Origin of the sequence: Microcystis sp. MC19 (assembly GCF_003019735.1) — a bacterium.
In the GTDB taxonomy this organism is placed as follows: Bacteria; Cyanobacteriota; Cyanobacteriia; order Cyanobacteriales; family Microcystaceae; genus Microcystis.
On record NZ_CP020664.1, the window covers coordinates 1,682,634 to 1,709,580 of the forward strand.

Annotated in this window: 18 protein-coding genes and 4 pseudogenes; 13 read left to right on the forward strand and 9 right to left on the reverse strand. The window is 41.7% G+C overall.

Features of this window, described 5'->3' with window-relative positions; genetic code table 11:
• Positions 1-61: 61 nt before the first annotated feature.
• Both B5D77_RS08650 and B5D77_RS08655 read right to left on the reverse strand, forming a co-directional pair.
• Positions 62-379 carry an XRE family transcriptional regulator gene (locus B5D77_RS08650; protein WP_008202964.1) on the reverse strand — a complete coding sequence of 106 codons (318 nt, stop codon included), beginning with the start codon at positions 377-379 and terminating at the stop codon, positions 62-64.
• Positions 376-720 (reverse strand): type II toxin-antitoxin system RelE/ParE family toxin, encoded by a 345-nt coding sequence (locus B5D77_RS08655; RefSeq protein WP_043997200.1) that lies wholly within the window; start codon positions 718-720, stop codon positions 376-378. Before B5D77_RS08655 ends, B5D77_RS08650 begins: the two co-directional genes overlap by 4 nt.
• A gap of 224 nt (positions 721-944) precedes the next feature.
• Between B5D77_RS08655 and B5D77_RS08660 the strand changes: the two genes are divergently transcribed.
• From B5D77_RS08660 to B5D77_RS08670, 3 genes are all read left to right on the forward strand, one after another.
• A complete protein-coding gene (locus B5D77_RS08660) occupies positions 945-1,196 on the forward strand; it encodes a hypothetical protein (protein ID WP_002791108.1) in 252 nt (83 codons plus the stop codon).
• 86 nt (positions 1,197-1,282) lie between these two features.
• Positions 1,283-1,534 carry a hypothetical protein gene (locus B5D77_RS08665; RefSeq protein ID WP_106908647.1) on the forward strand — a complete coding sequence of 84 codons (252 nt, stop codon included), beginning with the start codon at positions 1,283-1,285 and terminating at the stop codon, positions 1,532-1,534.
• A complete protein-coding gene (locus B5D77_RS08670; RefSeq protein ID WP_106908648.1) occupies positions 1,531-1,944 on the forward strand; it encodes a type II toxin-antitoxin system VapC family toxin in 414 nt (137 codons plus the stop codon). Before B5D77_RS08665 ends, B5D77_RS08670 begins: the two co-directional genes overlap by 4 nt.
• A gap of 15 nt (positions 1,945-1,959) precedes the next feature.
• On the opposite strand, the gene B5D77_RS08675 is transcribed toward B5D77_RS08670, so the two are convergent.
• From B5D77_RS08675 to B5D77_RS28025, 3 genes and pseudogenes are all read right to left on the reverse strand, one after another.
• A complete protein-coding gene (locus tag B5D77_RS08675; protein ID WP_106908649.1) occupies positions 1,960-3,273 on the reverse strand; it encodes a tetratricopeptide repeat protein in 1,314 nt (437 codons plus the stop codon).
• Positions 3,274-3,291: 18 nt separating this feature from the next.
• A pseudogene (locus B5D77_RS08680) lies at positions 3,292-3,857 on the reverse strand (IS30 family transposase); the annotation flags it as partial.
• A 98-nt stretch (positions 3,858-3,955) separates the two neighbouring features.
• A pseudogene (locus B5D77_RS28025) lies at positions 3,956-4,063 on the reverse strand (helix-turn-helix domain-containing protein); the annotation flags it as partial.
• Between the two features lie 219 nt (positions 4,064-4,282).
• Between B5D77_RS28025 and B5D77_RS08685 the strand changes: the two are divergent.
• Positions 4,283-4,819, forward strand: coding sequence for a dCMP deaminase family protein (locus tag B5D77_RS08685; RefSeq protein WP_008202954.1), 537 nt, complete (start codon positions 4,283-4,285; stop codon positions 4,817-4,819).
• A gap of 88 nt (positions 4,820-4,907) precedes the next feature.
• On the opposite strand, the gene B5D77_RS08690 is transcribed toward B5D77_RS08685, so the two are convergent.
• The 3 genes from B5D77_RS08690 to B5D77_RS08700 form a co-directional block, all read right to left on the reverse strand.
• Positions 4,908-5,378, reverse strand: a complete 471-nt coding sequence (locus B5D77_RS08690) for a DUF29 domain-containing protein (protein WP_008202951.1) — start codon at positions 5,376-5,378, stop codon at positions 4,908-4,910.
• Positions 5,379-5,990: 612 nt separating this feature from the next.
• Positions 5,991-10,163, reverse strand: coding sequence for a DEAD/DEAH box helicase (locus B5D77_RS08695; RefSeq protein WP_008202949.1), 4,173 nt, complete (start codon positions 10,161-10,163; stop codon positions 5,991-5,993).
• Between the two features lie 54 nt (positions 10,164-10,217).
• The gene (locus B5D77_RS08700; protein ID WP_008202947.1) at positions 10,218-10,688 is read right to left on the reverse strand and encodes a DUF29 domain-containing protein; all 471 of its coding nucleotides are present in this window, start codon (positions 10,686-10,688) and stop codon (positions 10,218-10,220) included.
• 276 nt (positions 10,689-10,964) lie between these two features.
• Here B5D77_RS08700 and B5D77_RS08705 point away from each other — a divergent pair, with 276 nt between their 5' ends.
• The 8 genes and pseudogenes from B5D77_RS08705 to B5D77_RS08735 all read left to right on the forward strand — a co-directional run bounded on the left by B5D77_RS08705 (position 10,965) and on the right by B5D77_RS08735 (position 23,058).
• On the forward strand, positions 10,965-11,657 hold the full coding sequence (locus B5D77_RS08705; protein ID WP_106909980.1) for a Uma2 family endonuclease: 693 nt from the start codon (positions 10,965-10,967) through the stop codon (positions 11,655-11,657).
• Between the two features lie 21 nt (positions 11,658-11,678).
• Entirely contained in the window at positions 11,679-12,308 is a 630-nt protein-coding gene (locus B5D77_RS08710; RefSeq protein ID WP_106908650.1) for a Uma2 family endonuclease, read from the forward strand.
• Positions 12,309-12,329: 21 nt separating this feature from the next.
• On the forward strand, positions 12,330-13,106 hold the full coding sequence (locus B5D77_RS08715) for a Uma2 family endonuclease (RefSeq protein ID WP_106908651.1): 777 nt from the start codon (positions 12,330-12,332) through the stop codon (positions 13,104-13,106).
• Between the two features lie 21 nt (positions 13,107-13,127).
• Positions 13,128-13,778, forward strand: a complete 651-nt coding sequence (locus B5D77_RS08720) for a Uma2 family endonuclease (RefSeq protein ID WP_106908652.1) — start codon at positions 13,128-13,130, stop codon at positions 13,776-13,778.
• Between the two features lie 116 nt (positions 13,779-13,894).
• Entirely contained in the window at positions 13,895-15,319 is a 1,425-nt protein-coding gene (locus B5D77_RS08725; RefSeq protein ID WP_008204789.1) for a carotenoid oxygenase family protein, read from the forward strand.
• A gap of 45 nt (positions 15,320-15,364) precedes the next feature.
• Positions 15,365-15,430: pseudogene (locus B5D77_RS28030) on the forward strand (DUF4351 domain-containing protein); the annotation flags it as partial.
• Positions 15,431-15,596: 166 nt separating this feature from the next.
• Entirely contained in the window at positions 15,597-15,842 is a 246-nt protein-coding gene (locus B5D77_RS08730) for a UPF0175 family protein (protein ID WP_002739258.1), read from the forward strand.
• A gap of 304 nt (positions 15,843-16,146) precedes the next feature.
• A complete protein-coding gene (locus B5D77_RS08735) occupies positions 16,147-23,058 on the forward strand; it encodes a Calx-beta domain-containing protein (protein WP_106908653.1) in 6,912 nt (2,303 codons plus the stop codon).
• A gap of 176 nt (positions 23,059-23,234) precedes the next feature.
• On the opposite strand, the gene tumA is transcribed toward B5D77_RS08735, so the two are convergent.
• On the reverse strand, positions 23,235-23,465 hold the full coding sequence (gene tumA / locus B5D77_RS08740) for an antitoxin TumA (RefSeq protein WP_002771674.1): 231 nt from the start codon (positions 23,463-23,465) through the stop codon (positions 23,235-23,237).
• Between the two features lie 360 nt (positions 23,466-23,825).
• Between tumA and B5D77_RS28035 the strand changes: the two are divergent.
• Positions 23,826-26,945, forward strand: a pseudogene (locus B5D77_RS28035) (TIGR03032 family protein).
• The last annotated feature ends 2 nt before the right edge of the window (positions 26,946-26,947 follow it).

Sequence of the window (26,947 nt, forward strand, 5' to 3'; positions counted from 1 at the left end):
TATTATTGAGTACAAATTATAACATTGGCAAATAATCTCCCTGTCCTCTGTGTCTCTGTGGTTAATTACACTTCGTTTCTGAATAGTCACCAATAATTATAGGTTCTTTGTTGGGAATTTTGACAATTCCACCTAAGGCGTTAACTACTTCGCGCAGTGTATTTAGCTCTAGATTTTGCTCTTGTTTAAGTTTAGGTACTATTGATTGCTGTACTTCAAGATGCTCTGCCAATTCTGATAAAGATAAACCTAGTTTTTCCTGCAAATACTTAAGCGTAAGTTCCTCCAGATAAATTTGGGAAGCTCTTGCTTTAATAATTGCTTGTCGTTCTCCACAAAGTTTATTAAATTCTTCCGAGAAGTTGGTATATTCTTTCATGACTTTTCTTCCTTAAGTTTTTCCAGATATTTTTGATAACGTTGATCTGCTATAGGAATATTTTCTTTGTACCATCTTTTGTTACCTGACTTGTTCCCCCCAACAAGTAAAATTGCTTGTCGATGAGGATCAAAGGCAAATAAAACACGCCAAGGTTCACCTTTATACTGAATACGAAGCTCTTTCATATTCTTAAAAGAAGCTCCTTCAATGGTATCAACTCGTGGTCTCCCCAGTGCTGGTCCAAGTTTCATCAATACAGTTAAAACAGCAAATACTTCATTTTGAAGTCCCTGTTCTTGTTGATAAAACCAGAACCTAAAATCTGGATCAAATATAATATTCTATTCCATAAATATAATATAGTCTGTACATAAAATAATGTCAAGCTTTCAGTTAAACATTCGGCTCTCTTGCCATCATCATTATAAATTATAACATCGGTGAATAATCTCTGTGTTCTTTGTGTCTCTGTGGTTAATTACCCTCGATAATCTCCGTACCTCGCTCCAACTCGAAAATGCTATGATAAAAGTAACCTATTATCACTAAGGAACCTTTAATCATGACTAACTTAAACAATCATTCAACCTCTAACACATCCGAAGAGCCTGAGTTATCAATGGAAGAACTCGATGCTAAATGGGATGCACTAGAAAATGACCCAGAATTTTTAGCAAAACCTTTTTGGCAAAAAATTGTTGAGATTGGTAAAGTTGTTCCCCAATCAGAATGGCGAAAACACTTACCTACAGACTTTGCGCGTAATTTTGAACATTATATGTACGGCGCACCGAGAGAAGATGAGGAAGAATGAAACAAATTTTCGCAAAACATTTACCTGACCAGATAATTTAGGTTATCATTAACTTATTCTCTTTAATCTAAAAGGAACCTTTAATCATGACTAACTTAAACAATCATTCAACCTCTAACACATCCGAAGAGCCTGAGTTATCAATGGAAGAACTCGATGCTAAATGGGATGCACTAGAAAATGACCCAGAATTTCGCAAAAAACCTTTTTGGCAAAGAATTGTTGAGATTGGTAACGTTGTTCCCCAATCAGAATGGCGAAAACACTTTCCCAGAGACTTTGCGCGTAATTTTGAACACTATATGTACGGCGCACCGAGAGAAGATGAGGAAGAATGAGAACAATTTTCTTAGATACATCCTATTTACAGGCTCTTGCTGATTTTGGCGATAATCTTAATCCATTAGCTACAGCTATGACAGGACGACTCCGTAACTTTAGAGGTGTTACCAGTGAAATGGTTCTGACAGAATTACTCAATGCTTTATGCAGTAGAGGGGAATTTTTGCGTAAATCAGCTATTCGTCTAACTCATGATTTACGCAATGACAGCAAAACCATAATCATTCCCCAAACCAGTGAACAATTTCAGCAAGCTTTTGATTTTTACCAAAGACGATTAGATAAAGGATACAGTTTAACTGATTGTGCTTCCATGCAGATTATGAGACAACTGGAAATCTCTGAAATATTAACCTTTGATAAGCATTTTCAGCAAGAAGGATTTAGCGCATTACTCAGAGAATAGTCACTAAACTTTACTTCACTTTAATTTTTTTCTCGCTTCATATAACCATTGTTCTTCCTCTGTATTAATTTCCCTCCCTTCGGCTAATTTAAGACATTTACGCCAATTTTCCTGAGATAATTTCTTGTCTTCTTTTTCTAAAAGTTGAGCATAAATACAAAAAGCAGCACCGGGATTGCGGATAAATTTCTGATAAGCTGGATTTTCAGCGATACCAATAGCAACTAAAAGATTAGGAACTGCATCTTCACTGCGATTTTGCTTAAATCTGGCCCAGCCTAGATTTTTATAAATACTATATTTTTGTACTGCTAAATTGCGTTTCTCCTCTTCAGTAAATTGGTCTAGTTTTTCATCTTTTTCTGCTAATAATCTCTTAGCTTTTTCCAGTAACTCTACTGCTTCTGCATTCTTATTATCGCGCAGATACCAATAAGCGAGATTATTATAAGCATCTATAAAACCACCTTTTGCCGCAATTAAATAGTGTTTCTTCCCATTAGTCAAATCCTGTAACTCTTCATAAAGTGTTGCCAACTTATAATGAGCATCTAGATTATCTGGATCTAACTCAATCGCTTTTAAATACTTCTCTTCGGCTGAAGCTAAATTAGGAAATTCTTGACTTGCTGGCGGAGGAGATTGTAAACGGTTGCCTTCTTGCTTATAAAACTCAGAAAACCAAGAGAAATTTAGATAAATTCCCAAGAGAATAGCAAAGACTATTACTGTTACAGAAAACTGTATTTCTTCATACCAATGTTCAGCAATCCCAAGCAATTTCATTAACTTAACAAAACCCTTCTGGCGCGTCCGTGTGAGAGCATTTTCAGTTTGTAATAAAGAAATGAAAGTCGAAAAAATAACACCTCCTATTTCTAGCAAACCTGAACCACCACTAAGAAACCGAGTAGCAATCGTTCCGATTAATGTAAAATTAACCCCTAATAAAACCAGTTTAACGATTCTCAATAGCCAATCAAAGCGATTGCAAGGATGCAGAGATTCCCTACTTTCTAAATGCCACCACCAAGCCTGAGCAGAAATAGGTAAAGTCTCCCGATATTCAGCTAAGTCAAGAACTTGAGTAATTTTGTAACTTTTCTGTTTTAATCTATTATCTTGTTCGATTAATTTTGACGACATATCAACGGAAATTTCCGCCTCAGCTTCCATTTGTTTATGAAGAGCATCTCTGGCGGCAATAATTTTTAAAGCCTGTGCTTTTTTCAGAGATTTATTATGAGAAGTATCTAAATAATTTAGAGCATTCTGGTAACGCTCTAAAACCACTTGAAAGGGGGTCGGCGCAGGTGCAGGAGAATTCATATTATACAATCCGCCAATTCAAGTCTGAATTGCATCACTGTCTGATCTACCTTCACAGAATACCTCATTCGGGGTAGGATAGTCAAGACATTTTCGAGGACGATTATTAATTAAGTTTACGGCTCTTTTTATCTGCTCTGGTTTAAGGATTTTCTAATGCGTTCCCTTGGGAAAATTGTCTTAATGGTCTATTATTAGGCTCGTTTAATCCCCTTTCCCAAGAATGATAAGGAGTAGCAAAATAAAAATCTGAGCCTAGTGTCTGGCTCAACTCTTGATGTCCATAAAATTCTTTGACCTTGTCACAAGTAAAGGTTTTTCTTTGGTCAGGGGGAATCTCTGGGAAAAGTTTTTCGGTGACAAGGGTTGATTTCCGATGCGGTTTTGTTTTTGACCAATCCTGCTACTAGAAATTTCGAGGCTTTGTCTATATATGCAACGAGAACTCCTAGATGATTTCCTCCAATCATTGTGTCACTTTCCCAATGAACGATTGCGGTTTTCTGGTCAGCAATTGCTGGTCGCTCGCAGATATCCACAGGACTAGGAATCCGTCCACGTTTACTTTTTCCTCCACGGCTCGGCTGAGCGTTCGACAAAAGCTCACGCCGAAGTCTCACGGCCGAAGCCTTTTGCCTTTTGCCTGTCCTGATATGTAGCTTATACTCAACGGATTTAGTATTAATTCCCGTGATATCGTGCTTTGATGACATCCGAGCCAGAGATCCATTTGCCGTTGAGATAAATTTCCCTCTTGACTAAGTTGGTAGAGCGGGTTTCTTTGTTCTATGTTAAGATGTTGAGGGCTTCGTTTTTAGGTCTGATTTGTTTTTGTATTGATCAGACACTACCTGATGAGCCTTTCTTTGTCAACTTTTGAGGTTGATGCGTTTCATTTTTGAATTGGCGTTATTAACCTGATCCCGTTCCTAACTTTTAGAGGTTATCTAATGATAAGCTATCAGAGATAACCCCCTCTTTTTCGCTTTTTCTAGCTTGGTATGAAACCGTGATCAACTCTGAAGAAAAAAGACCGACTTGGGACGAATATTTTTTAATGATCGCTAAATTAGCCGCCACCAGATCTACCTGTTTAGCTTTTCCCGTCGGTGCGGTAATTGTCAAAGATCGGCAGGTTTTAGCTACGGGGTACAATGGTTCTCCATCGGGAACGGTTCATTGTACTGCCCAGGGTTTTTGTTATCCCGGTTTGGGAACCTGTCGAGAATCCGGAGAAATTCCCTCTCGGGCAATTCATGCCGAAGCTAATGCGATCGCTCAAGCGGCCAAACACGGTATTTCTACCCAAGGCGCTAGTATTTACGTTACTTTAGAACCCTGTATTTCCTGTTTAAAACTAATTATTTCTTCGGGAATTAAAGAAGTTTTTTACGAAGCGGATTTTAATAGTGGGACAAAAGCCATGTTAAGGGATTCTTTTCTGGAAACGGGGATTATTAAATATAAAAAGATTTATTTATCAGAAGCAATGGCTAATCATGCGGCCTTATTCTTATTAAATCCCATTTTGATCGATCTCAGGTAGTTATCCCAAGGATGCTAATTACTAGGAAAAGTCTCTATCTCTAGGGTAGATAAAGTTAGTTGAATTTGGATAAAATAGCGAAAATTTTTTATGGGTGGGTTTCCAGAAAAGGTTCGATATCGATGGGGAACCAATCCCCGTCTAATACTTGTTCGAGAGTGAATATAGACTCTAGGGGAATCGCATTTTTATCGACTATCCGCGCATTAATCAGGGATTTTCTGGCGGTTAAATAGGCTTTTTCCAAAGAATCGCGGGCGTGGTTGGCGAGGGTGGCACTATCTATTTTTTGTTCTAATTGCGCTCGGAAAGCGGCGATCTCCACTATCCAGTGACGGGCATTCTGTTCTTTTTCCGATTCCCAATAGGATAGTTTTAGCAGATGTTCAATTAAAACAGTTAATAAACTCGTTATTGCCTGTCTCTCGCTTTTTCCCATGCACTCCACCTCTTCGATCAGGTTTTCCCAGTCCACCCTGTCAAACTCTTTTCGCTTTAACAGTTCGGCGGTTTTTTCCGTCCAGAGAACAAAATCTTCCTCGTAGAGAGCGGTCATCATAGATTTATCTTCCCGACCGGGAGCGCAGGGTAATGGCTCGATTATAACCCTCGATCGCTATCCTCGATCCGCTTCTAGTGCGGGGAATTTTTGCCAAGTTAGAGATTTATCCTGCAGCACAAGTTGTTCTTTTTGTCAAAAAAACTTTTCCTTTTTAACAAAAGTACACAAACATTTTGATCAACGCTCTGGGCTAAAAAGGGGAGAAAGAGAGAAGGTCACTAATATTGTTTAAGTAGGCAGTGGGGATTGAGAGAGGGTTTCCAGGATGGCTCAACAGCTAAAAACACAAAAAGCACAGAAAAACCCATCATTGCATAGAGTAAAATTATACCAGAATCGCTGTAACTATTGCTATCTCGTCGATAAATAAAAATAATTCTCAATTAATTCTTGAGAAAAAATAAATATTGCCAAATGTAAATTGAAATCTTCTCAAGTATTAATGGTGTATTGATAAAAAATGCTTATATAATACCAAATCCTGTTTAAAAAGTATAAAAGAGCAGAGAGTGGGTAGCAGGGAGAAACAATTGATAACTTGGCAGTTAATCACACTATTAAAAACGGATTTGGTGTGAAACCGCCTTTCCCCTCTCCCGTGCGGTCCTACTATCCCTCGGCCATTAAGCGCAATAATTCGTCAGTGGATAGCTTGCCGCTGGCGTCGGTTCCCTCCAATAAACTATCGGCGAGATCGCGTTTATGGTGGTGCAGATCGACGATTTTTTCCTCGATCGTATCCTTGGCCACTAAGCGATAAATCGTCACCGGACGTTTTTGGCCGATGCGGTGGGCGCGATCGGAGGCCTGATCCTCCACTGCGGGATTCCACCAGGGATCAAGATGGATAACATAATCGGCCGCGGTGAGATTTAATCCTGTCCCCCCAGCTTTTAAACTAATTAAAAATACGTCCCCTTCCCCCGCTTGAAACGCTTTCACCTGTTTCTGCCGATCGCTGGCTGGGGTACTACCATCGAGGTATTGATATTTTATCTGCCGTTGCTCGAGATAACTGCGGACAATCGCTAAATGATCGACAAATTGACTAAATACCAACGCTTTATGCTGATTATCCAATAAATCATCCAGAATTTCCCCGAAACGGGACAATTTCGAGCCGGCTAAATCCAAATCTGGAGCCACTAACTGCGGGTGACAGCAGGCCCGGCGTAATTTCATGATCTCTGCCAGTACCTGGAGATGTTTTGCCCCGGCGGTACTGTCACTCTCGCTTAATTTCTCCAAAGCGCGCCGCCGTAAGGCCTCGTAAAACGCCTTCTCCTCGACGCTTAACTCGATCGGGACTAAAATCTCGGTACGGGGCGGTAATTCCGCCAGAACTTGGTTTTTGGTGCGCCGGAGAAGGAAAGGCCGCACCAGTTTTTTTAACTGTTCGCGAGCGGTTTTATCGCCGTATTTTTCGATCGGGGTGGCGAAACGGCGATCAAAACTTTCCAAGGATCCCAACAATCCGGGGTTAATAAAACGGAAAAGATTCCATAATTCCCCTAAATGATTCTCGATCGGTGTTCCTGTGGTGATTAGTTTAAAATCCCCCCGCAGATTCATCGCCGCTTTCGATCGCTTGGTGGAGAAATTCTTAATCGCTTGGGCCTCATCGAGAACGATTGTCCGCCATTCTACCCCGGCCAACATGGTGGCCACTTCTTCCTGCTGTAATAACCCATAGCTACAGACCAACAGATCAAAAGGTTGCAGTCGATCGAGTAGTGCTTGCCGATCGCCTGTTCCCAATTGGATGATATTTAAGGTAGGTGCGAACCTTTCCGCCTCACTAATCCAGTTCAAACATACTGAAGTAGGAGCGATCGCTAAAGTCGGTCCCTCCGAGGCGCGGGTAAGGATCACTGCCAGGGCCTGTAAAGTTTTCCCTAATCCCATATCATCGGCCAAACAGGCCCCGGCCCCCCACTGGGCCAGCCTAGCTAACCAGCGAAAGCCTTCCAGTTGATAGTCGCGCAATTCTGCCTGTAGAGTTGAGGGGACTTCTGGGGTAAAATCCTGACTCTCCTGAAAGCGTTGTAAATTATCGCGCCAACGTTTATCGGCCTTGAGTTGTCCCACTTCCTCGCTGAGTTCCGAGAGAATCGGGGCAGCGAAGGGATGAAACCGCAAACCGTCGCCGGACTTTTCCGAGAAAGCGCGCATTTCCTGTAACCGTTCCCGAAATGCCTCGGTTAGGGCGAGAAATTGACCATCTCCGAGGGGAATAAACCGCCCCGGCGATCCCTCTAGCAATTTCATCAACTCCTGCATACTCAGGACTGATTTCTCCTCTAGGTGCAGTTCCCCACTGACCGCAAACCAATCCCGTTGACTGTGGATATTTAGGTGTAGGTCCTGTAATCGCACCTGACGCGACACCCGCCATTTTTCCCCTTCCGGCCATTCCACGAGGACACTATCGCTTAATTCCCGCAATTCCAGCAGTAGATCTAGACAATCCTCTGGATTTTCTAGCCGCCATTCCCCATCTTCTTCCTCAAAACTGATCAGGATCGGACAAGAATCGATCGCTGTTTGGGCCAGTTTTTTCTCCAGGGCTAAATCCCTAGTTGTTTGCAGCCGTTCCCCCTCGATCTCGGCGATCACTGTTTCGCCCCCTTTTCCAGGCTGGAAATAGGGACCGGCTGCCCCAAAAGGACGGCTGAGAACCGCCACTTTTAGACCCTCCCCAGCCGGTAAGAGATGAATCCGGGGTTGACTATCGGCCGCCACTGACCGGGCTGCTTTTCCTCCGCCGATATCGGAATGTACTGTCACTATCCCGGAGAGGGAATTGATCGCGGCCAGGACTTTTTCCCGGCCCTTGTCGGGGACTTCTAGGCGGTTGCTTTTGCCGATAATGTCGGCGATGCTTCGGTGTTCTGGCTTGACTTCGATTACCTTAATGCGAGTGGGGGTTTCTTTCCAAATCAGCACTTCTTGGCGATCGCTGAGATCGGGTAGTAAAGAGAGGATTAATTTACCCGATTTTTCCTTTCTTACTCGCAATTCCGGTTCCCCGGCGACGATTTCTACCCGCGTTCCGGGGGAATCTTCCCAAAACACCAGGGGATGACCGATCAGTTCGATAATGGCCCGGCGCTCAAAGTGATACTCGTTCTGGCCATAGTAACTGGATTCCACGAAGATATGGGCGCAAATTTTCAGGTCTTGCGGGGTTAAATAGTCAATTTCCCCAGTTTTTCGCAGACGTTTCAGGGAGACGGGACGGCCACGACTCCAATTACCCCGCGCGTCGAGTTTTTGTTCTTTTGCTTGCAGGAAATAATCCTCGGAATGGATAGTGATAAACCAAGCAAGGCGGACGACGGGGTTAGATTTACCCGGGGTTGGTGTTGGCGCGCACAGATTAGTCAAGGCATTCAGGCACAGTTGCCAAGCTTCTTGGGGTTCGATCGCATCCACCAGGGGGGAAGGGAGATGCCAGTTTATAACCACCTCCGCTTCCGGCGCTCGATCGAGTCGGGACAGTAGGGCCCCGGTTTCCAGGGCTAACCAATGGTAGCCAGCCGCCTTGGCATCTTTGTAGAGGGGCAAGAGTAGGCGGGGCAGATGTTTTTTAGCGATGTCGCTACTCATCCAGTAGAGACAGATACTATAGAGAAGAGTCTCTAGACCCTGGCCCATTTGGTAGGGATTGATCGTCGCGTCGATGATTGCGTCTTTGGCCTGCATATCTCCCTGACGGGCAGCGATGATTTTTTCCAGACGGGCATAGATAGGACTGAAAGGATGATCGTTTTGACGCGTCACCCAATTGGTATAGCTGGCGGCTTCGGCGAGACGTTCGGGGGTTCCTTCTTTGAGGAGGGCGAAAATAAAGGAGAAGCCGCTAATTGAAGAAAAATAGATTTTTTGTTTTCCTTTAGCTTTTTTTAGGGCTTTAAGGGCGAGGGTGTATTCTTGGATCGCTTTGCTGTTTTTCCCCTCTAGAAAGGCAATCCAACCCCGGAGCGCTCCGATTTCTGCTGCTTGGCTTTCCGGGAAGGGGCGATCGAGATACCGACGCACTTTATCGCTTTGTCCTCGGATGATTGCCTGTTCGAGCCACAAATGGCCTTCGGAAACACTGGTCTGGTCTTGACAGAGTTCTTCTAGGAGGGAAAAAGCTCCATCGGCGCGAGTTATTTTTTCAAAAGCCTTGACAAGAATGCTATTTAGTGCTAGGGCTTGAAATTTGGTCGGTTGCGTCCGTAACCAATCCCCATCGAAGGGGTTATCGTAGATGAGAACCAGAAGGTCTTCCAGGCTGATTTTTGAGGAAGAATAGCTGGTTTTCTGATAATCGGCGATTTGTTGTTCGATCGAGTCGAAATCCTGACGATAGATGGCCAGACGGATTTCTCGGATTAATTGCTCTTTTCCCTGAAAAACTAGGCTTTCATCCCAACGAGTTCGGGGTTGCGGCAGTTTGTCCTTGATGATCTCGGCAAAACGCTTGAATTCCCCCTTGCTAACGCTATCACGGCTGGCAATCTCGACGAGGAGGGGATGACAGCGCGGCCCATAGCCTTTGTCCTGGATGATTACTTCCGCTTCTAGGAGGCGATCTAAATGGGATTTCAGGGTTTGGCCGTTAAATCGCCGGTTGTTCTCGTCGCGGTAATGGGCTTGATTTAAACAGTCTAGAAAAGTGCTGCGGGCGATCGGTTCATAGATTAGGGAAAAAAGACGGACGATCACCTGATCGAGTGCCGATAATTGTTGGTAGCGTTCGATGAGTTGGCGGCGGAGTTGCTCGATATCGTTCATATTCGGTTATATTCGCTGATAATCCTAATCTTTTGGCGGTGAGATGGCTGCAATTTATAGACGGGTTTCCAAAAAAGGTTCGATATCGATGGGGAACCAATCCCCGTCTAATACCTGTTGGAGAGTGAATATAGACTCTAGGGGAATCGCATTTTTATCGACGATTCTAGCTCTGATCAGGGTTTTTCTGGCATCGGAGTAGGCTGTCTCGAAAGTATCCCGCAGGTGATTGGTGAGAGTCGGACTATCTACCTTTCTTTCCAATTGAACCCTAAAATTGGCGATTTCTTCGAGCCAATGACGGGCATTCCGTTCTTTTTCCGATTCCCAATAGGATAGTTTCAGGAGATGGATTAATAATTGAGTTAACAAACTCTCTACAGCCCGTCTGTCACTTTTTCCCATGCACTCCACCTCTTCGATCAGGTTTTCCCAGTCCACCAGGTCAAACTCTTTTCGCTTTAACAGTTCGGCGGTTTTTTCTGTCCAGAGAACAAAATCTTCCTCGTAGAGAGCGGTCATCATAGATTTATCTTCCCGACTGGGAGCGCGGGGTAATGGCTCGATTATAACCCTCGATCGCTATCTTCGATCAGCTTCTCGTCCGGGTAATTGTTGCCAAGTTAGAGATTTATCCTGCAGCACAAGTTGTTCTTTTTGTCAAGAAAACTTTTTCTTTTTAACAAAAGTACACAAACATTTTGATCAACGTTATTGGCGATGTTATTTTGGGACTACAGGGGAAAGATAACCTCACTGCTAGAATTTAATTTTCAGACAAATAACCTCAGAGCAGAAATTATGACCTTTACACCAGCTATTGATCCAGATATTGAATACCCCGACAGTGACGGTAAACCCATGGCCGATAATACCGAACAATACGAATGGATCGTTAAAATCAAAGAAAATCTTGAGATTCTCTTTGCTAATTCTCCTCAGGTTTTTATTGCGGGGGATTTGCTCTGGTATCCTGTCCAAGATAAGAAAATTACCGGACCAGTTGCTCCCGATGTTATGGTAGTATTTGGTCGTCCGAAAGGAAGACGGGGTTCCTATAAACAATGGCAAGAAGATAACATTGCTCCTCAAGTGGTCTTTGAAATTCTCTCCCCTTCTAATAGTTTAGAAGAAATGGAGCGAAAACTACTCTTTTATCAACGTTATGGAGTGGAGGAATACTATCTCTATGATCCCGATTCTCATAGTTTTCAAGGATGGTGGAGACGGGAAGGACTATTAAGTTCTATACCTGAGATTAAGGGATGGGTTAGTCCTCGGTTAAATATCCGATTTGAATTGAGAGAAGATGGGTTAGAAATTTATAGTTTAGATGGTCAGAAATTTTTAAGTTCTATCGAGTTATCTCAAAGGTTAGAACAAGAGCGTCTTAAAGCTGAAGAAGCGAGTTTACAATTAGAACAAGAGCGTCTTAAAGCTGAACGTTTAGCTGAATACATCCGTTCTCTAGGAATTGATCCCGATACTTTATGAATATTTCAAGGAGCAGAAATTATGACCTTTACACCAGCTATTGATCCAGATATTGAATACCCCGATAGTGACGGTAAACCGATGGCCGATAATACCGAACAATACGAATGGATCGTTAAAATCAAAGAAAATCTTGAGATTCTCTTTGCTAATTCTCCTAACGTTTTTATTGCGGGGGATTTGCTCTGGTATCCCGTCCAAGATAAGAAAATTACCGGACCAGTTGCTCCCGATGTTATGGTAGTATTTGGTCGTCCGAAAGGAAGAAGGGGTTCCTATAAACAATGGCAAGAAGATAACATTGCTCCTCAAGTGGTTTTTGAAATTCTTTCACCTTCTAATAGTTTAGAAGAAATGGAGCGAAAACTACTCTTTTATCAACGTTATGGAGTGGAAGAATACTATCTCTATGATCCAGATTCTCATAATTTTCAGGGATGGTGGAGACAGGAAGGACTATTAAGTTCTATACCTGAGATTAAGGGATGGGTTAGTCCTCGGTTAAAGATCCGATTTGAATTGACAGAAAAGGAGTTAGAAATTTATAGTTTAGATGGTCAGAAATTTTTAACTTCTCTTGAGTTATCTCAAAAAGCTGAACGTTTAGCTGAATATATCCGTTCTCTAGGAATTGATCCCGATACTTTATGAATATTTCAAGGAGCAGAAATTATGACCTTTACACCAGCTATTGATCCAGATATTGAATACCCCGATAGTGACGGTAAACCCATGGCCGATAATACCGAACAATACGAATGGATCGTTAAAATCAAAGAAAATCTTGAGATTCTCTTTGCCACTTCTCCTAACGTTTTTATTGCTGGGGATCTGCTCTGGTATCCTGTCCAAGATAAGAAAATTACTGGACCAGTTGCTCCCGATGTTATGGTAGTATTTGGTCGTCCGAAAGGAAGACGGGGTTCCTATAAACAATGGCAAGAAGATAACATTGCTCCTCAAGTGGTCTTTGAAATTCTCTCCCCTTCTAATAGTTTAGAAGAAATGGAGCGAAAACTACTCTTTTATCAACGTTATGGAGTGGAAGAATACTATCTCTATGATCCCGATTCTCATAGTTTTCAAGGATGGTGGAGACGGGAAGGACTATTAAGTTCTATACCTGAGATTAAGGGATGGGTTAGTCCTCGGTTAAATATCCGATTTGAATTGAGAGAAGATGGGTTAGAAATTTATAGTTTAGATGGTCAGAAATTTTTAAGTTCTATCGAGTTATCTCAAAGGTTAGAACAAGAGCGTCTTAAAGCTGAAGAAGCGAGTTTACAGTTAGAACAAGAGCGTCTTAAAGCTGAAGAAGCAAGTTTACAATTAGAACAAGAGCGTCTTAAAGCTGAAGAAGCAAGTTTACAATTAGAACAAGAACGTCTTAAAGCTGAACGTTTAGCTGAATATATCCGTTCTCTGGGAATTGATCCCGATACTTTATGAATATTTCAAGGAGCAGAAATTATGACCTTTACACCAGCTATTGATCCAGATATTGAATACCCCGATAGTGACGGTAAACCCATGGCCGATAATACCGAACAATACGAATGGATCGTTAAAATCAAAGAAAATCTTGAGATTCTCTTTGCCACTTCTCCTAACGTTTTTATTGCTGGGGATCTGCTCTGGTATCCTGTCCAAGATAAGAAAATTACTGGACCAGTTGCTCCCGATGTTATGGTAGTATTTGGTCGTCCGAAAGGAAGACGGGGTTCCTATAAACAATGGCAAGAAGATAACATTGCTCCTCAAGTGGTCTTTGAAATTCTCTCCCCTTCTAATAGTTTAGAAGAAATGGAGCGAAAACTACTCTTTTATCAACGTTATGGAGTGGAAGAATACTATCTCTATGATCCCGATTCTCATAGTTTTCAAGGATGGTGGAGACAGGAAGGACTATTAAGTTCTATACCTGAGATTAAGGGATGGATTAGTCCTCGGTTAAAGATCCGATTTGAATTGAGAGAAGATGGGTTAGAAATTTATAGTTTAGATGGTCAGAAATTTTTGACTTCTATCGAGTTATCTCAAAGGTTAGAACAAGAGCGTCTTAAAGCTGAACGTTTAGCTGAATATATCCGTTCTCTGGGAATTGATCCCGATACTTTATAATGACATAATCGATGGGTTGCGGTGAATACTAATTAACTGGTTAACTGCCTAAGTTATCGTCATTGAACCCAGTCTAGGGCTATACTTAACTATGTAATCAGTAAAAAAACAAATCTATGAAAGCTTGGGCAAAATCTCTAGAAAAACCAGCAGTGGAATTTTCTGAAACGCAATTAACCTTATTATCGGGGAAAATTCCCGATGGATTGCGAGGGAGTCTCTATCGCAATGGTCCGGGGAGATTAGAAAGAGGTAAGCAAAAAGTTGGTCATTGGTTTGACGGAGATGGGGCAGTTTTAGCTGTACATTTTCATGATAATGGAGCCAGTGCCACCTATCGTTATGTTCAGACTGCTGGTTATCAGCAAGAAAGCGCCGCTAATCAATATTTATTTCCTAATTATGGCATGAATGCCCCCGGCTTCTTTTGGAATAATTGGGGAAAAGAGGTAAAAAATGCCGCTAATACCTCGGTTTTAGCTTTACCCGATAAATTATTAGCTCTCTGGGAAGGGGGTTTTCCCCATAAATTAGATTTACAATCTTTAGAAACCCTAGGTTTAGATAATTTATCTAGGTTACAAGCAAAGGAAACTTTTTCCGCTCATCCTAAAGTAGATTTGTCCAGAGGAGAGATTTTTAATTTCGGGGTGACAATCAGTGCTAAAGTTAGTTTAAATCTCTATAAGTCTGACTCCACTGGTCAAATTATCCAGAAAAACACTTTTGATTTAGATAGATTGTCGCTGCTGCATGACTTTGTTTTAGCAGGACAGTATCTCGTCTTTTTTGTCCCACCGATAAAAGCGGATAAGTTATCGATACTGTTGGGATTTAAAACTTTTAGTGATGCCATGCAGTGGCAGCCAGAATTAGGAACAAGAATACTAATTTTTGAGAGAGATTCTCTGCAATTAGTCAGTGAAAGTGTTACAGATTCATGGTTTCAATGGCACTTTGCTAATGGTTGTGTAAATGACCAAGGCAATCTTGAAATTGTTTTTGTCCGTTATGATGACTTTAAGACTAATCAATTTTTAAAAGAAGTTGCCACGGGTGAAACCGAAACCTTAGCCATTGGAAAATTGGCAAGTATTACCATTAATCCCCTATCAGCAAAGGTGATTAATCAGGAAATTCTCTCGGATTTAAGCTGTGATTTTCCCGTGGTTTCCCCGCAACTGGTGGGACAAAAATGGCAAAATACTTTTTTAGCTGTCCATCGTCCCGATAGCGATATTCGTCGGGAAATTATCGGACTTCCCGCTTGTTATAATCACTCCACAGGTAAGTTAACTATTGCTTATCTAGAAAATAACTGTTATGGTACTGAACCGATTTTTGTCTGCGATGGTTTATCTCCAGAAACGGGATGGTTAATCGTCGTAGTTTACGACGGCAATAATCACAGCAGCCAAGTGAGAATCTATGATAGTCAGCAGCTAGAAAAAGAACCCCTTTGTTGTCTGCAATTACCCAGTGTTATCCCTCCGGGGTTTCACGGTACTTGGCAAGAAAAATCAGAAAAAGGCGCTATTTAGAAAACGGGTTTCTTTGAGAAACCCGTTTTCTGGACTTGTGAGAGAGAAGCTTTATTCGATTTCTCTACGGTTGAAGATTTAATCAATTGGTTAAATACTTTAACTGCTTAGTTTGTGTTAGTGATCGCATCTTCGCCATGACAAGGGGTAAGATTGCTTCGGAAAGGGAATTTCAGTTAACAGTTAACAGTTAGAAGTGAGGTCTGCCAAAGGGAATTGACAGACCGCAAAACATAGGATAGCATTTGTATAATTCTTATCAAAATACGGAGAAAATATGACTCTAGTTATTTCCCAAGAAGTGATTAAAGCAAGTGGTTTATCAGAGGATGAACTGTTGAAGGAAATTGTTGTTATGTTATTCCAACAAGATAAGATTAGCTTAGGAAAAGCAAGTGAGTTATTAGGTATTAATCAAATCAAGTTTCAACGGATGCTTTCTGAACGAGGAATTTGTATTCACTATGATGTTGCTGAGTTTCAGCAAGATATTAAGCATTTAAAAGAGAAAGGTTGGCTATGATTATTATTAGCGATACTTCTCCTCTCAGCAGTCTTGCTCTTGTTGGTTAAGTAGGGAGGCACAATTATTTGTAGGATGGGTTAGCGGTAGCGTAACCCATGCGGGCGTTGGGTTTCATGCTTCAACCCAACCTACGTTCTATTTAGAAAACCCGTTTTCTTTGAGAAACCCGTTTTCTTTGAGAAACCCGTTTTCTTTGAGAAACCCGTTTTCTGTATAAATGTTAATTTCTGTTACAGGGGTCTTGAAAGATTGGGGATTGTTGAGCTAAAACTGTTAGCAATAAACCTTTACAGTTAATGTCATGACTTCTTCTCTTTTGCCGATTTTTCCTGCTGTTTACGATGTTTTGTTCGATTTTGCTCAATCTGATGGTTTTTGGGCGAATTTGGTCACCGCTTTTGGCACAAGTTATGATGTGGTTAAGGCGACGCAATTACGACAGCAGTGGAAAAGCCGAAATTTTAGTCAAATTCCCCCGATTGAGGTACTCAGTGATGAAGTTTTGGGAACGGCGAATGGTGCCTATTCCAGCAGTAAGAATAAGATTTATCTATCAGCATCTTTTTTAAATACAGCTTCGTCAGCAACGATAATTAACGTAATTTTAGAAGAAATTGGGCATTATGTGGATGCTCAAATTAATCAGGTGGATAGCGCCGGAGATGAGGGGGCAATTTTTGCGGAGTTGGTTCAAGGTAACAGTCTGGATGTGGCAATCTTGGAGGCTTTACGAGCAGAGAATGACCAGACAACAATTATAGTAAATGGGGAAAGTATTCAAGTAGAACAGGCGGATTTTACAGGAACGCCAGGGAATGACGATATTACAGGTACATCAGGAAATGATCGTCTCTACGGGTTAGATGGAAATGATACTTTAAATGGCAATGATGGACAGGATCTCCTAGAAGGTGGAGATGGCGATGATGTGTTGTTGGGAGGAGCAGGAAATGAGCAAGGTTGGACTGGAAACTTTTACGGTGGAATTTATGGGGGTAATGGTAATGATAGCTTAGACGGGGGTTCAGGAGATGATTATCTCGATCCCGGAGACGGGAACGATACTATTAACGGTAGTTCAGGTATTGACACCCTGTTATTAAACTATGGTAGTCAAACGACAACTGTTACTGTCACCTATACAACTACTACAAACGGCACATCTTCAGTTGGTGACACCTTCCAATCTATTGAAATTATTAATCTTACCACTGGTAGTGGCAATGATGTTCTTAACCTCAGTGCTATCAGTGGCAATAATAGTATAATTAATAGCGGTAGTGGTAATGACTCTATCATCTCTGGACTTGGTAATGATCGTTTAAATGGTAGTGATGACAATGATACTTTAAATGGCAATGATGGACAGGATCTCCTAGAAGGTGGAGATGGCGATGATGTGTTGTTGGGAGGAGCAGGAAATGAGCAAGGTTGGACTGGAAACTTTTACGGTGGAATTTATGGGGGTAATGGTAATGATAGCTTAGACGGGGGTTCAGGAGATGATTATCTCGATCCCGGAGACGGGAACGATACTATTAACGGTAGTTCAGGTATTGACACCCTGTTATTAAACTATGGTAGTCAAACGACAACTGTTACTGTCACCTATACAACTACTACAAACGGCACATCTTCAGTTGGTGACACCTTCCAATCTATTGAAATTATTAATCTTACCACTGGTAGTGGCAATGATGTTCTTAACCTCAGTGCTATCAGTGGCAATAATAGTATAATTAATAGCGGTAGTGGTAATGACTCTATCATCTCTGGACTTGGTAATGATCGTTTAAATGGTAGTGATGACAATGATACTTTAAATGGCAATGATGGACAGGATCTCCTAGAAGGTGGAGATGGCGATGATGTGTTGTTGGGAGGAGCAGGAAATGAGCAAGGTTGGACTGGAAACTTTTACGGTGGAATTTATGGGGGTAATGGTAATGATAGCTTAGACGGGGGTTCAGGAGATGATTATCTCGATCCCGGAGACGGGAACGATACTATTAACGGTAGTTCAGGTATTGACACCCTGTTATTAAACTATGGTAGTCAAACGACAACTGTTACTGTCACCTATACAACTACTACAAACGGCACATCTTCAGTTGGTGACACCTTCCAATCTATTGAAATTATTAATCTTACCACTGGTAGTGGCAATGATGTTCTTAACCTCAGTGCTATCAGTGGCAATAATAGTATAATTGATAGCGGTAGTGGTAATGACTCTATCATCTCTGGACTTGGTAATGATCGTTTAAATGGTAGTGATGACAATGATACTTTAAATGGCAATGATGGACAGGATCTCCTAGAAGGTGGAGATGGCGATGATGTGTTGTTGGGAGGAGCAGGAAATGAGCAAGGTTGGACTGGAAACTTTTACGGTGGAATTTATGGGGGTAATGGTAATGATACTCTACAAGGAACCAATAACGGTACAGGAGAATCTGATTATCTACAAGGAGGAACGGGAAACGATCGCTTTATCCTTGCAGATACGACAAAGACCTTCTATGATGACGGTAATAGCACCCTTCCCGGTGATAACGACTACGCGACAATTGCCGACTTTAACACCACTGATGATATAATTCAACTACGGGGTTCAAGTGGTGACTATCTGTTATCGGTTTCTGGTTCTAATACTAAACTCTACATCAACAAACCTGGCAGCGAACCAGATGAACTGATTGCGGTTATCAACAATCAAACAGCATTAAGTCTAACTGCTAGTTATTTTGGCTATGTTTCTAGTCCGACTCTTCCCAGTATTACTCTTGCAGTTTCTCCCGCAAGTGTTACCGAAGACGGGACAGCTAACTTAGTCTATACCTTCACCCGTACCGGAGTAACCACTGATGCTTTAACTGTTAACTATACAGTTAGTGGGACAGCAACCAATGGAACCGATTACGCTTCTATTCCCACCAGTGTCACCTTTGCTGCTGGTTCAGCGACTGCGACGGTAATCGTTGACCCCACTGCTGACACAACTATTGAAAGTAATGAAACTGTTATTTTAACTCTTACTGCGGGTACTGGTTATACAGTTGGGACAACCACCGCAGTTACCGGGACGATTACTAATGTCCCCGCTACCAGTGTCACCCCAATCGAAGCCTTCGGTAACACCAAATTAGTCCAAGACACAACTAATAAACTTTACACCCAAATTGGCAATAATAACCCCATCGCCATCAAAAATGGTGCCACTCATATTGCCACAAATACCTACCCTGGTTGGCAAATCTTAGCCGCAGAAACCGTTAATGGAATTAACCAAGTCCTCTTGAGGAATACATCACAAAACCTTCTATATATATGGAATTTAGATAGCAATTGGAGTTGGCAATCTTCCACTGGAGGGTGGGGATTAAACTCAACCCAAGCTTTCAACCAAGAAACTAATTTCCAACAAGACTTTAACGGTGATGGAATTATCGGTCAACCCACCACCTTTCCCAGTATTACGCTTACTGTCTCTCCGGCAAGCGTGACAGAAGACGGGACAGCTAATCTCATCTATACCTTCACTCGTACTGGTTCTACTACCAGCGCCTTAACCGCTAACTATACAGTTGGGGGAACAGCTACTTTTAGCACAGATTACACTCAAACCGGTGCAGCAACTTTCACCAGTACAACCGGGACAGTGAATTTCCTTGCTGGTTCATCCACTGCTACCGTAACCGTTGACCCCACTGCTGATACAACAGTAGAAAGTGATGAAACTGTTGCTTTAACTCTTGCTTCTGGGACAGGTTATACAGTAGGGACAACTACCGCAGTTACCGGGACGATTACTAATGTCCCCGCTACCAGTGTCACCCCAATCGAAGCCTTCGGTAACACCAAATTAGTCCAAGACACAACTAATAAACTTTACACCCAAATTGGCAATAATAACCCCATCGCCATCAAAAATGGTGCCACTCATATTACCACAAATACCTACCCTGGTTGGCAAATCTTAGCCGCAGAAACCGTTAATGGAATTAACCAAGTCCTCTTGAGGAATACATCACAAAACCTTCTATATATATGGAATTTAGATAGCAATTGGAATTGGCAATCTTCCACTGGAGGGTGGGGATTAAACTCAACCCAAGCTTTCAGCCAAGAAACCAACTTCCAACAAGACTTTAATGGTGATGGAATCATCGGTCAACCCTCCACCACCCTTCCCAGTATTACGCTTACTGTCTCTCCGGCAAGCGTGACAGAAGACGGGACAGCTAATCTCATCTATACCTTCACTCGTACCGGTTCTACTACCAGCGCCTTAACCGTCAACTACAGTATTAGTGGGACAGCAACCAATGGAACCGATTACGCTTCTATTCCCACCAGCGTCACCTTTGCTGCTAATTCAGCGACTGCGACGGTAACCGTTGACCCCACTGCTGATACAACAGTAGAAAGTGATGAAACTGTTGCTTTAACTCTTGCTTCTGGGACAGGTTATACAGTTGGGACAACTACCGCAGTTACCGGGACAATTACGAATAGTCCTGTCACTCCCAGTATCACCCTTGCGGTTGCTCCCAGTAGTGTGACAGAAGATGGGACAACAAATCTAGTTTATACCTTCACTCGTACCGGTTCTACTACCAGCGCCTTAACCGCTAACTATACAGTTGGGGGAACAGCTACTTTTAGCACAGATTACACTCAAACTGGTGCAGCCAGTTATACCAGTACAACAGGGACAGTGAATTTCGCAGCTAATGCTACTACTGCGACCGTAACTGTAAATCCGACTGCTGATACAACAGTTGAACCAGATGAAACTGTCATTTTAACCATCGCTGCGGGGACAGGTTATACGGTAGGTACGACCACCGCAGTTACCGGGACAATTACCAATGATGATACCAATGTCACCTTAGCAGTTTCTCCCGCAAGCGTTACTGAAGACGGGACAGGTAATCTCGTTTATACCTTCACCCGTACCGGAGTAACCAGTAATGCTTTAACAGTCAATTACACCCTCGGAGGAACAGCTACTCTCAATACCGACTACACCCGTACTGGGACTAACAATACTGTCACCTTTGCTGCTGGTTCAGCGACTGCTACCGTAACGGTTGACCCCACTGCTGACACAACTGCTGAACCGGATGAAACCGTCGCTTTAACTCTTACTTCTGGGACCGGTTATAGAGTAGGTACGACCACCGCAGTGACGGGGACGATTAAAGCCGATGAAAGTCTTCCTTATATTACTCTTGAGGTTTCTCCCAGTAGTGTTATCGAAGACGGGAGAACCGAATTATTAATCTACACTTTCACTCGTACAGGTCCGACAACAAATCCTTTAACGGTTAACTACAGTATTGGTGGGACAGCAACTAATGGAACTGATTACAATCCTCTTCCTACAGGTATCATATTTGCGGCGAATTTAGCGACTGCCACCTTAATCGTCCTCCCCACTCCTGACACCATTATTGAACCGGATGAAACCGTCGCTTTAACTCTTACTTCTGAGACCGGTTATACAGTAGGTACGACCACCGCAGTGACGGGAACAATTAAGGATAACGATGTCCCTAGTATTACTCTTGCTGTTGATGATGATGATGATAATACTCCCATCGTTACCACCATTGTTAACGAAGACGGGACAACCAACTTAGTTTATACCTTCACCCGTACTGGACCAACAACTGATGCGTTGACAGTCAATTACACGGTCGGGGGGACTGCTATTCTCAATACCGACTACACTCGCACCGGAACTAACAATACTGTCACCTTCGCTGCTGGTTCTGATACTGCGACAGTAACTGTTGCTCCCAAGGCTGACACCATCGGTGAACTGGATGAAACCGTCATATTAACTGTTGCTTCTGGGACTGGTTATACAGTAGGTACGACGAAAACTGCAACGGGAACAATTAAAGATAATGATAACACTCCCAGTATCACTATTGCTGTCTCTCCTGCAAGTGTTACTGAAGACGGGACAGGTAATCTCGTTTATACCTTCACCCGTACTGGAGTAACCAGTAATGCTTTAACAGTCAATTACACCCTCGGAGGGACTGCTACTCTCAATACCGACTACACTCGCACTGGGACTAATAATACTGTCACCTTCGCTGCTGGTTCTGATACTGCGACAGTAATAATAGACCCGATGACGGATTCTGTTATTGAACTGGATGAAAACGTCGTATTAACTGTTGCTTCTGGGACTGGTTATACAGTAGGTACGACGAAAACTGCAACGGGAACGATTACTAATGACGAGTTTTCCCAAATATCTATAAGCAGCATCATTATCACTGTTGTAGAAGGTAAAGATATTGTCAAAGATCAAAATTATACTAAGGCAATTCTCACCGTCATAGTCGAAACTCCCAGTTTACATCCAATTGCCGTCAACTATACTACTACACCCGTTAACGCTACCGCCGGGTTAGATTACACTAGCACAACCGGAAATCTGGAAATTCGCGCTAATACTTCTGCTGCTACTATTGAAATTCCCATACTCAATGATGACCTCAATGAACCTGATGAAGCCTTTAAAGTAACCTTGTCTAATCCGACTAATGCTATCATTAATCCTGAGGGAGGGCAGGCAGAAGTTATCATTACTGATACTTTGAAAAGCAGTGATAATCGGACTTTACTTGACTACCCGGATATAGAAAACCTCACACTAATTGATACTAGCAATATTAACGGTACAGGTAACAATAGCAACAATATTATTACTGGTAATAGTGGTAATAATACCCTCAATGGGGCAGCCGGAATTGATACTTTGGTAGGTGGTTTAGGTGCAGATATCTTCATCTTCCAATTTGGCCAATCTACCATAGCAGCAAGCGATCAAATTACGGATTTTGCCATCAATAGTGATAAAATTGACTTATTAACTCAAGGCGGACTCGCCATGAATGCGCCTAGTAGTTTCAGTCGCGCTGCTGATAGCACTGTCACCACTTTACAGAATTTAATCAATCAGGTATTTACTGATGCCAATGGAGCCACTACAGGTAATCAAGAATTAGCGGTTAATAGTGCCGCCTTAGTGCAAGTAACAAGCGGTGCGATAGCTGGAACTTACCTCGTTATTAATGATAGCACGGCTGGCTTCCAATCCAGCAATGATTTATTAATAAATATCACTGGATTTACTGGTACTTTACCTGCTTTAGGGAGCATTACAGTGGGTAATTTCTTTGTTTAATTAAGTAGGCGTAGGGTGCGTATTTGCGGCTATCAATTCCGTCAAAAAACCAAAATTAACAAGCCGCCGTAACGCACCACCTCTATTATTAAATTGGTGCGTTACGCTATCGCGCTTCACACCCTACTGACTGCACAATTGCTTGCTCTACTTGATTGAGGTAATCAGATAAAAGTTTAAGCAGCATGATTTAATATTTGTTCTAATTCTTGACGCAAAGCAAGGTAATGACGATAATCGTTTGCCCATTCTATAAATATTATATCATCTGATAATGTTCCCTGATTGTATTGGTTATAAAAATCTTCGGAATCCATTTTATGTTGGTTCTCATAAACGCTAAGTCGCTTGGCAACAGCAATCAAAGCATCTAAAGATGATGTATATTGAATGGTCTGTTTACGCATTTTTCTTTTACCCCAAAATAATGATATTTTGATTATAAACGATCGCACTCAAACAAAAACATAAATCGTAGTGGACTGACACACCTAATTTAGGTGTAGGGTGCGTATTTGCGGCTATCAATTCCGTCAAAAAACCAAAATTAACAAGCCGCCGTAACGCACCACCTCTATCATTAAATTGGTGCGTTACGCTATCGCGCTTCATACCCTACAGGCTTCACTGTGCGTATTTGCGGCTATCAATTCCGTCAAAAAACCAAAATTAACAAGCCGCCGTAACGCACCACCTCTATCATTAAATTGGTGCGTTATGCTATCGCGCTTCACACCCTACTGACTAATCTTTGTGTCTTTGTGGTTATGATTAATCAATCAACTCCCAATACTAATCAATCTATTCCCGTAGAGATAATTGCTTCCCGTAACTTCATCGATTGGTTAGAGTCTCAGCAGATTAGTCTGGCTTTTACTACCTATCAAAGTTCTCGACTGATGTTTTTAGGAGTTAACCCTCAAAGGGGGATGTCCGGATTTGAGCGTATATTTGACCGCGCCATGGGTTTATATGCTACCCCAGAAAGGATTTATCTTAGTTCCCGCTATCAAATCTGGCAACTAGATAATGTGCTATTATCCGAACAACTTTATGATGGTTACGATAAACTTTATATCCCCCGCATTAGTTATACTACTGGGGATTTAGATATTCACGATTTGGCAATAGAAAATCTATCTAAAAGAATTATATTTATCAGTACCATGTTAAATTGTCTGGCAACAGTCAGCGATCGCCATAGTTGCATTCCTCTATGGAAACCGTCGTTTATTTCCGCTTTAGTCAATGAAGATCGTTGTCATCTCAATGGTTTAGCTTTGGTAGATGGGAAGGCGCGTTATGTTACCGCTTGTAGTCAATCAGATGTGGTGGATGGGTGGAGAGACAGAAGACAAACTGGCGGTTGTGTCATTGATATTCAGTCTAATGAAGTGATTGCTACTGGTTTATCTATGCCTCATTCTCCCCGATTTTATCAGGGTAAGTTATGGTTATTAAATGCGGGTACGGGTTACTTTGGTTATATTGATCAAGACAAAGGCATTTTTGAGCCTGTTACTTTTTGTCCTGGTTTTCTGCGTGGTTTAGCATTTGTCGGAAATTATGCCATTGTTGGATTATCTAAAAATCGTGGGGTAGATAAGACTTTTTCGGGGTTAATCTTAGATGATAATTTAATGGCTAAAGAAGCAGATCCTCGCTGTGGTCTGCTAATTATTGACTTGAAAACAGGTGAAGTTGTTCACTGGATACGCTTAGAAGGTGAAGTGACTGAACTTTATGATATACAAGTCTTAGAAGGAGTTAAACGTCCCCAAGCTTTAGGATTTCAAAATGATGACATCAGTAAAATTATTACTCTTGATCCTATTTCTCCTTTAGTTGGAGGAAATCTAGCAAATAATCAGCCTGATACTTCGCCAGCAGATACCCTTTATCAGCAAGCATACACCTTGCAAAAACAGGTTAAGCTTGAAGAAGCGATCGCTCTCTATCAACAATTAATTAATCAATCTCCCCAATATGCAGCCGCTTGGCATCAGTTGGGGGTAATTATGGATAGTTTAGGACAAATTGATCAGGCTATTTTAGCTTATAAACAAGCTTTACTTATTAACCCTAATTATGCAGAAACTCACAATAATTTAGGAATAATAGCAGTTAGCAAGGGAAATTTAGACGAGGCTATTATTTGCTTTAACCAAGCTATTCGTAGCAATCAAAACTATGCTTTTGCTGAGAATAATTTAGGTTTAGTCTTACAAATGCAGGATAAGTTAGGGGATGCTGCGGTAAAGTTTCAAGAAGCAATCAGGAAAAACCCTAATTATCCAGAGGCACACTTTAATTTAGGCAATGTGTTACAACTCCAGGGAAAGACTGAAGAAGCGATCGCTTATTTTCAAACAGCAATTAAACTTAATCCTAAGTATATTAAAGCTTATAATAGTTTAGCTTTAGCGTTAGGAAGACAGAACCAAGTAGAAGCAGCTATGAGCGTATTTAAGCAAGCTTTAGCCATTCAACCCAATTCACCAGAGGCTTTCGCTTGCTTATTTTCCATGAAGTAAATGACTTGTAATTGGGAGACAAGAGAAGCTGATTTAATCCAACTTTGGCAATTAACCGAAAACCAGTTACAAGAGGGAAAATCTACCGCAGTAACTCCCTTTGATAGCTTATATAAACCTTGGTCTGCTAGTCAACAGTTAAAAGTAGCTTGTAACTATGCTCAAGAGGTTAAAAGACAATTAGCCTTAGTGACTAAACCACTCAATTTTAACCATTCACGCACCCGATCTGGACGATTAAAAATAGGTTATTTATGCCATGATTTTCGTAATCATCCTACCAGTCATTTGATGCAAAGTGTCTTTGGTTTACATGATCGCAATAACTTTGAAATAATTGCCTATTCCTATGGTCCTGATGATGGTAGTGAGTATCGTCGTCGCATTGCCAATGATTGCGATCACTTTTATGATATTGCTACTTTATCAATTACGGAATCTGCACAACGGATTTTTGATGATGGGGTGCATATTTTAGTTGATTTGATGGGATATATTGATAAAGCGCGGACGCAAATATTGGCTTTAAAACCGGCACCGATTCAAGTTAATTATTTGGTTTATCCGGGGACAATGGGAGCAGATTTTATCGACTATATTATTGGTGATGCCATAGTTACCCCACCGGAATCTGCTGATAATTTTACTGAAAAATTGGTAATTTTACCAGATAGTTATCAGGCTAATGATTATCAACAAATCATATCATCTAAACCGGTTACTCGTTCCCAGTATGGTCTTCCTGAATCGGGTTTTGTCTTTTGTTGTTTCAACCATACCTATAAAATTGAGCCGCAAATATTCACTGTCTGGATGGAAATTCTGGCCAATGTTCCAGGTAGTGTATTATGGTTATTTTCGAGAGTAGCTGAAGCTGAAGCAAATCTACGTCGGGAAGCAAAAGCGCGAGGAATTGAAGGCGATCGCTTAATTTTTGCCCATCTCGAACCTAAGTCGGAACATTTGGCGCGGCATCAACTAGCTGATTTATTTCTTGATACTTTATACTATAATGCTCATACTACTGGGAGTGATGCTTTATGGGCAGGTTTACCGATTATAACTTGTTTGGAGGAGACTTTTCCTTCCCGTGTTGGTGCTAGTTTACTGACAGCTATTGGCCTACCTGAATTAATTACTAAGAATTTAGAGGAGTATAAAAATTTAGCGATTAATTTAGCAAAATCTCCTGATAAATTGCACGAAATTAAACAGAAACTAGCACAAAATCGTCTGACTTATCCGTTATTTGATACCCTTCGTTTTACCCGCAATTTAGAAAAAGCTTATCGGACAATGTGGGATATTTATGCTGCGGGAAAATCACCAGAGATGATCAGGATAGCCAATTGATC

Bases quoted from the DNA above. Each gene is read 5' to 3' on its own strand.
- B5D77_RS08660 (WP_002791108.1), top strand. From the start codon at position 945: ATGACTAACTTAAACAATCATTCAACCTCTAACACATCCGAAGAGCCT.
- B5D77_RS08735 (WP_106908653.1), top strand. From the start codon at position 16,147: ATGACTTCTTCTCTTTTGCCGATTTTTCCTGCTGTTTACGATGTTTTG.
- B5D77_RS08690 (WP_008202951.1), bottom strand. From the start codon at position 5,378: ATGATGACCGCTCTCTACGAGGAAGATTTTGTTCTCTGGACGGAAAAA.
- tumA (WP_002771674.1), bottom strand. From the start codon at position 23,465: ATGCGTAAACAGACCATTCAATATACATCATCTTTAGATGCTTTGATT.
- B5D77_RS08730 (WP_002739258.1), top strand. From the start codon at position 15,597: ATGACTCTAGTTATTTCCCAAGAAGTGATTAAAGCAAGTGGTTTATCA.
- B5D77_RS08715 (WP_106908651.1), top strand. From the start codon at position 12,330: ATGACCTTTACACCAGCTATTGATCCAGATATTGAATACCCCGATAGT.
- B5D77_RS08665 (WP_106908647.1), top strand. From the start codon at position 1,283: ATGACTAACTTAAACAATCATTCAACCTCTAACACATCCGAAGAGCCT.
- B5D77_RS08670 (WP_106908648.1), top strand. From the start codon at position 1,531: ATGAGAACAATTTTCTTAGATACATCCTATTTACAGGCTCTTGCTGAT.
- B5D77_RS08695 (WP_008202949.1), bottom strand. From the start codon at position 10,163: ATGAACGATATCGAGCAACTCCGCCGCCAACTCATCGAACGCTACCAA.
- B5D77_RS08650 (WP_008202964.1), bottom strand. From the start codon at position 379: ATGAAAGAATATACCAACTTCTCGGAAGAATTTAATAAACTTTGTGGA.
- B5D77_RS08700 (WP_008202947.1), bottom strand. From the start codon at position 10,688: ATGATGACCGCTCTCTACGAGGAAGATTTTGTTCTCTGGACAGAAAAA.
- B5D77_RS08725 (WP_008204789.1), top strand. From the start codon at position 13,895: ATGAAAGCTTGGGCAAAATCTCTAGAAAAACCAGCAGTGGAATTTTCT.
- B5D77_RS08705 (WP_106909980.1), top strand. From the start codon at position 10,965: ATGACCTTTACACCAGCTATTGATCCAGATATTGAATACCCCGACAGT.
- B5D77_RS08720 (WP_106908652.1), top strand. From the start codon at position 13,128: ATGACCTTTACACCAGCTATTGATCCAGATATTGAATACCCCGATAGT.
- B5D77_RS08710 (WP_106908650.1), top strand. From the start codon at position 11,679: ATGACCTTTACACCAGCTATTGATCCAGATATTGAATACCCCGATAGT.
- B5D77_RS08675 (WP_106908649.1), bottom strand. From the start codon at position 3,273: ATGAATTCTCCTGCACCTGCGCCGACCCCCTTTCAAGTGGTTTTAGAG.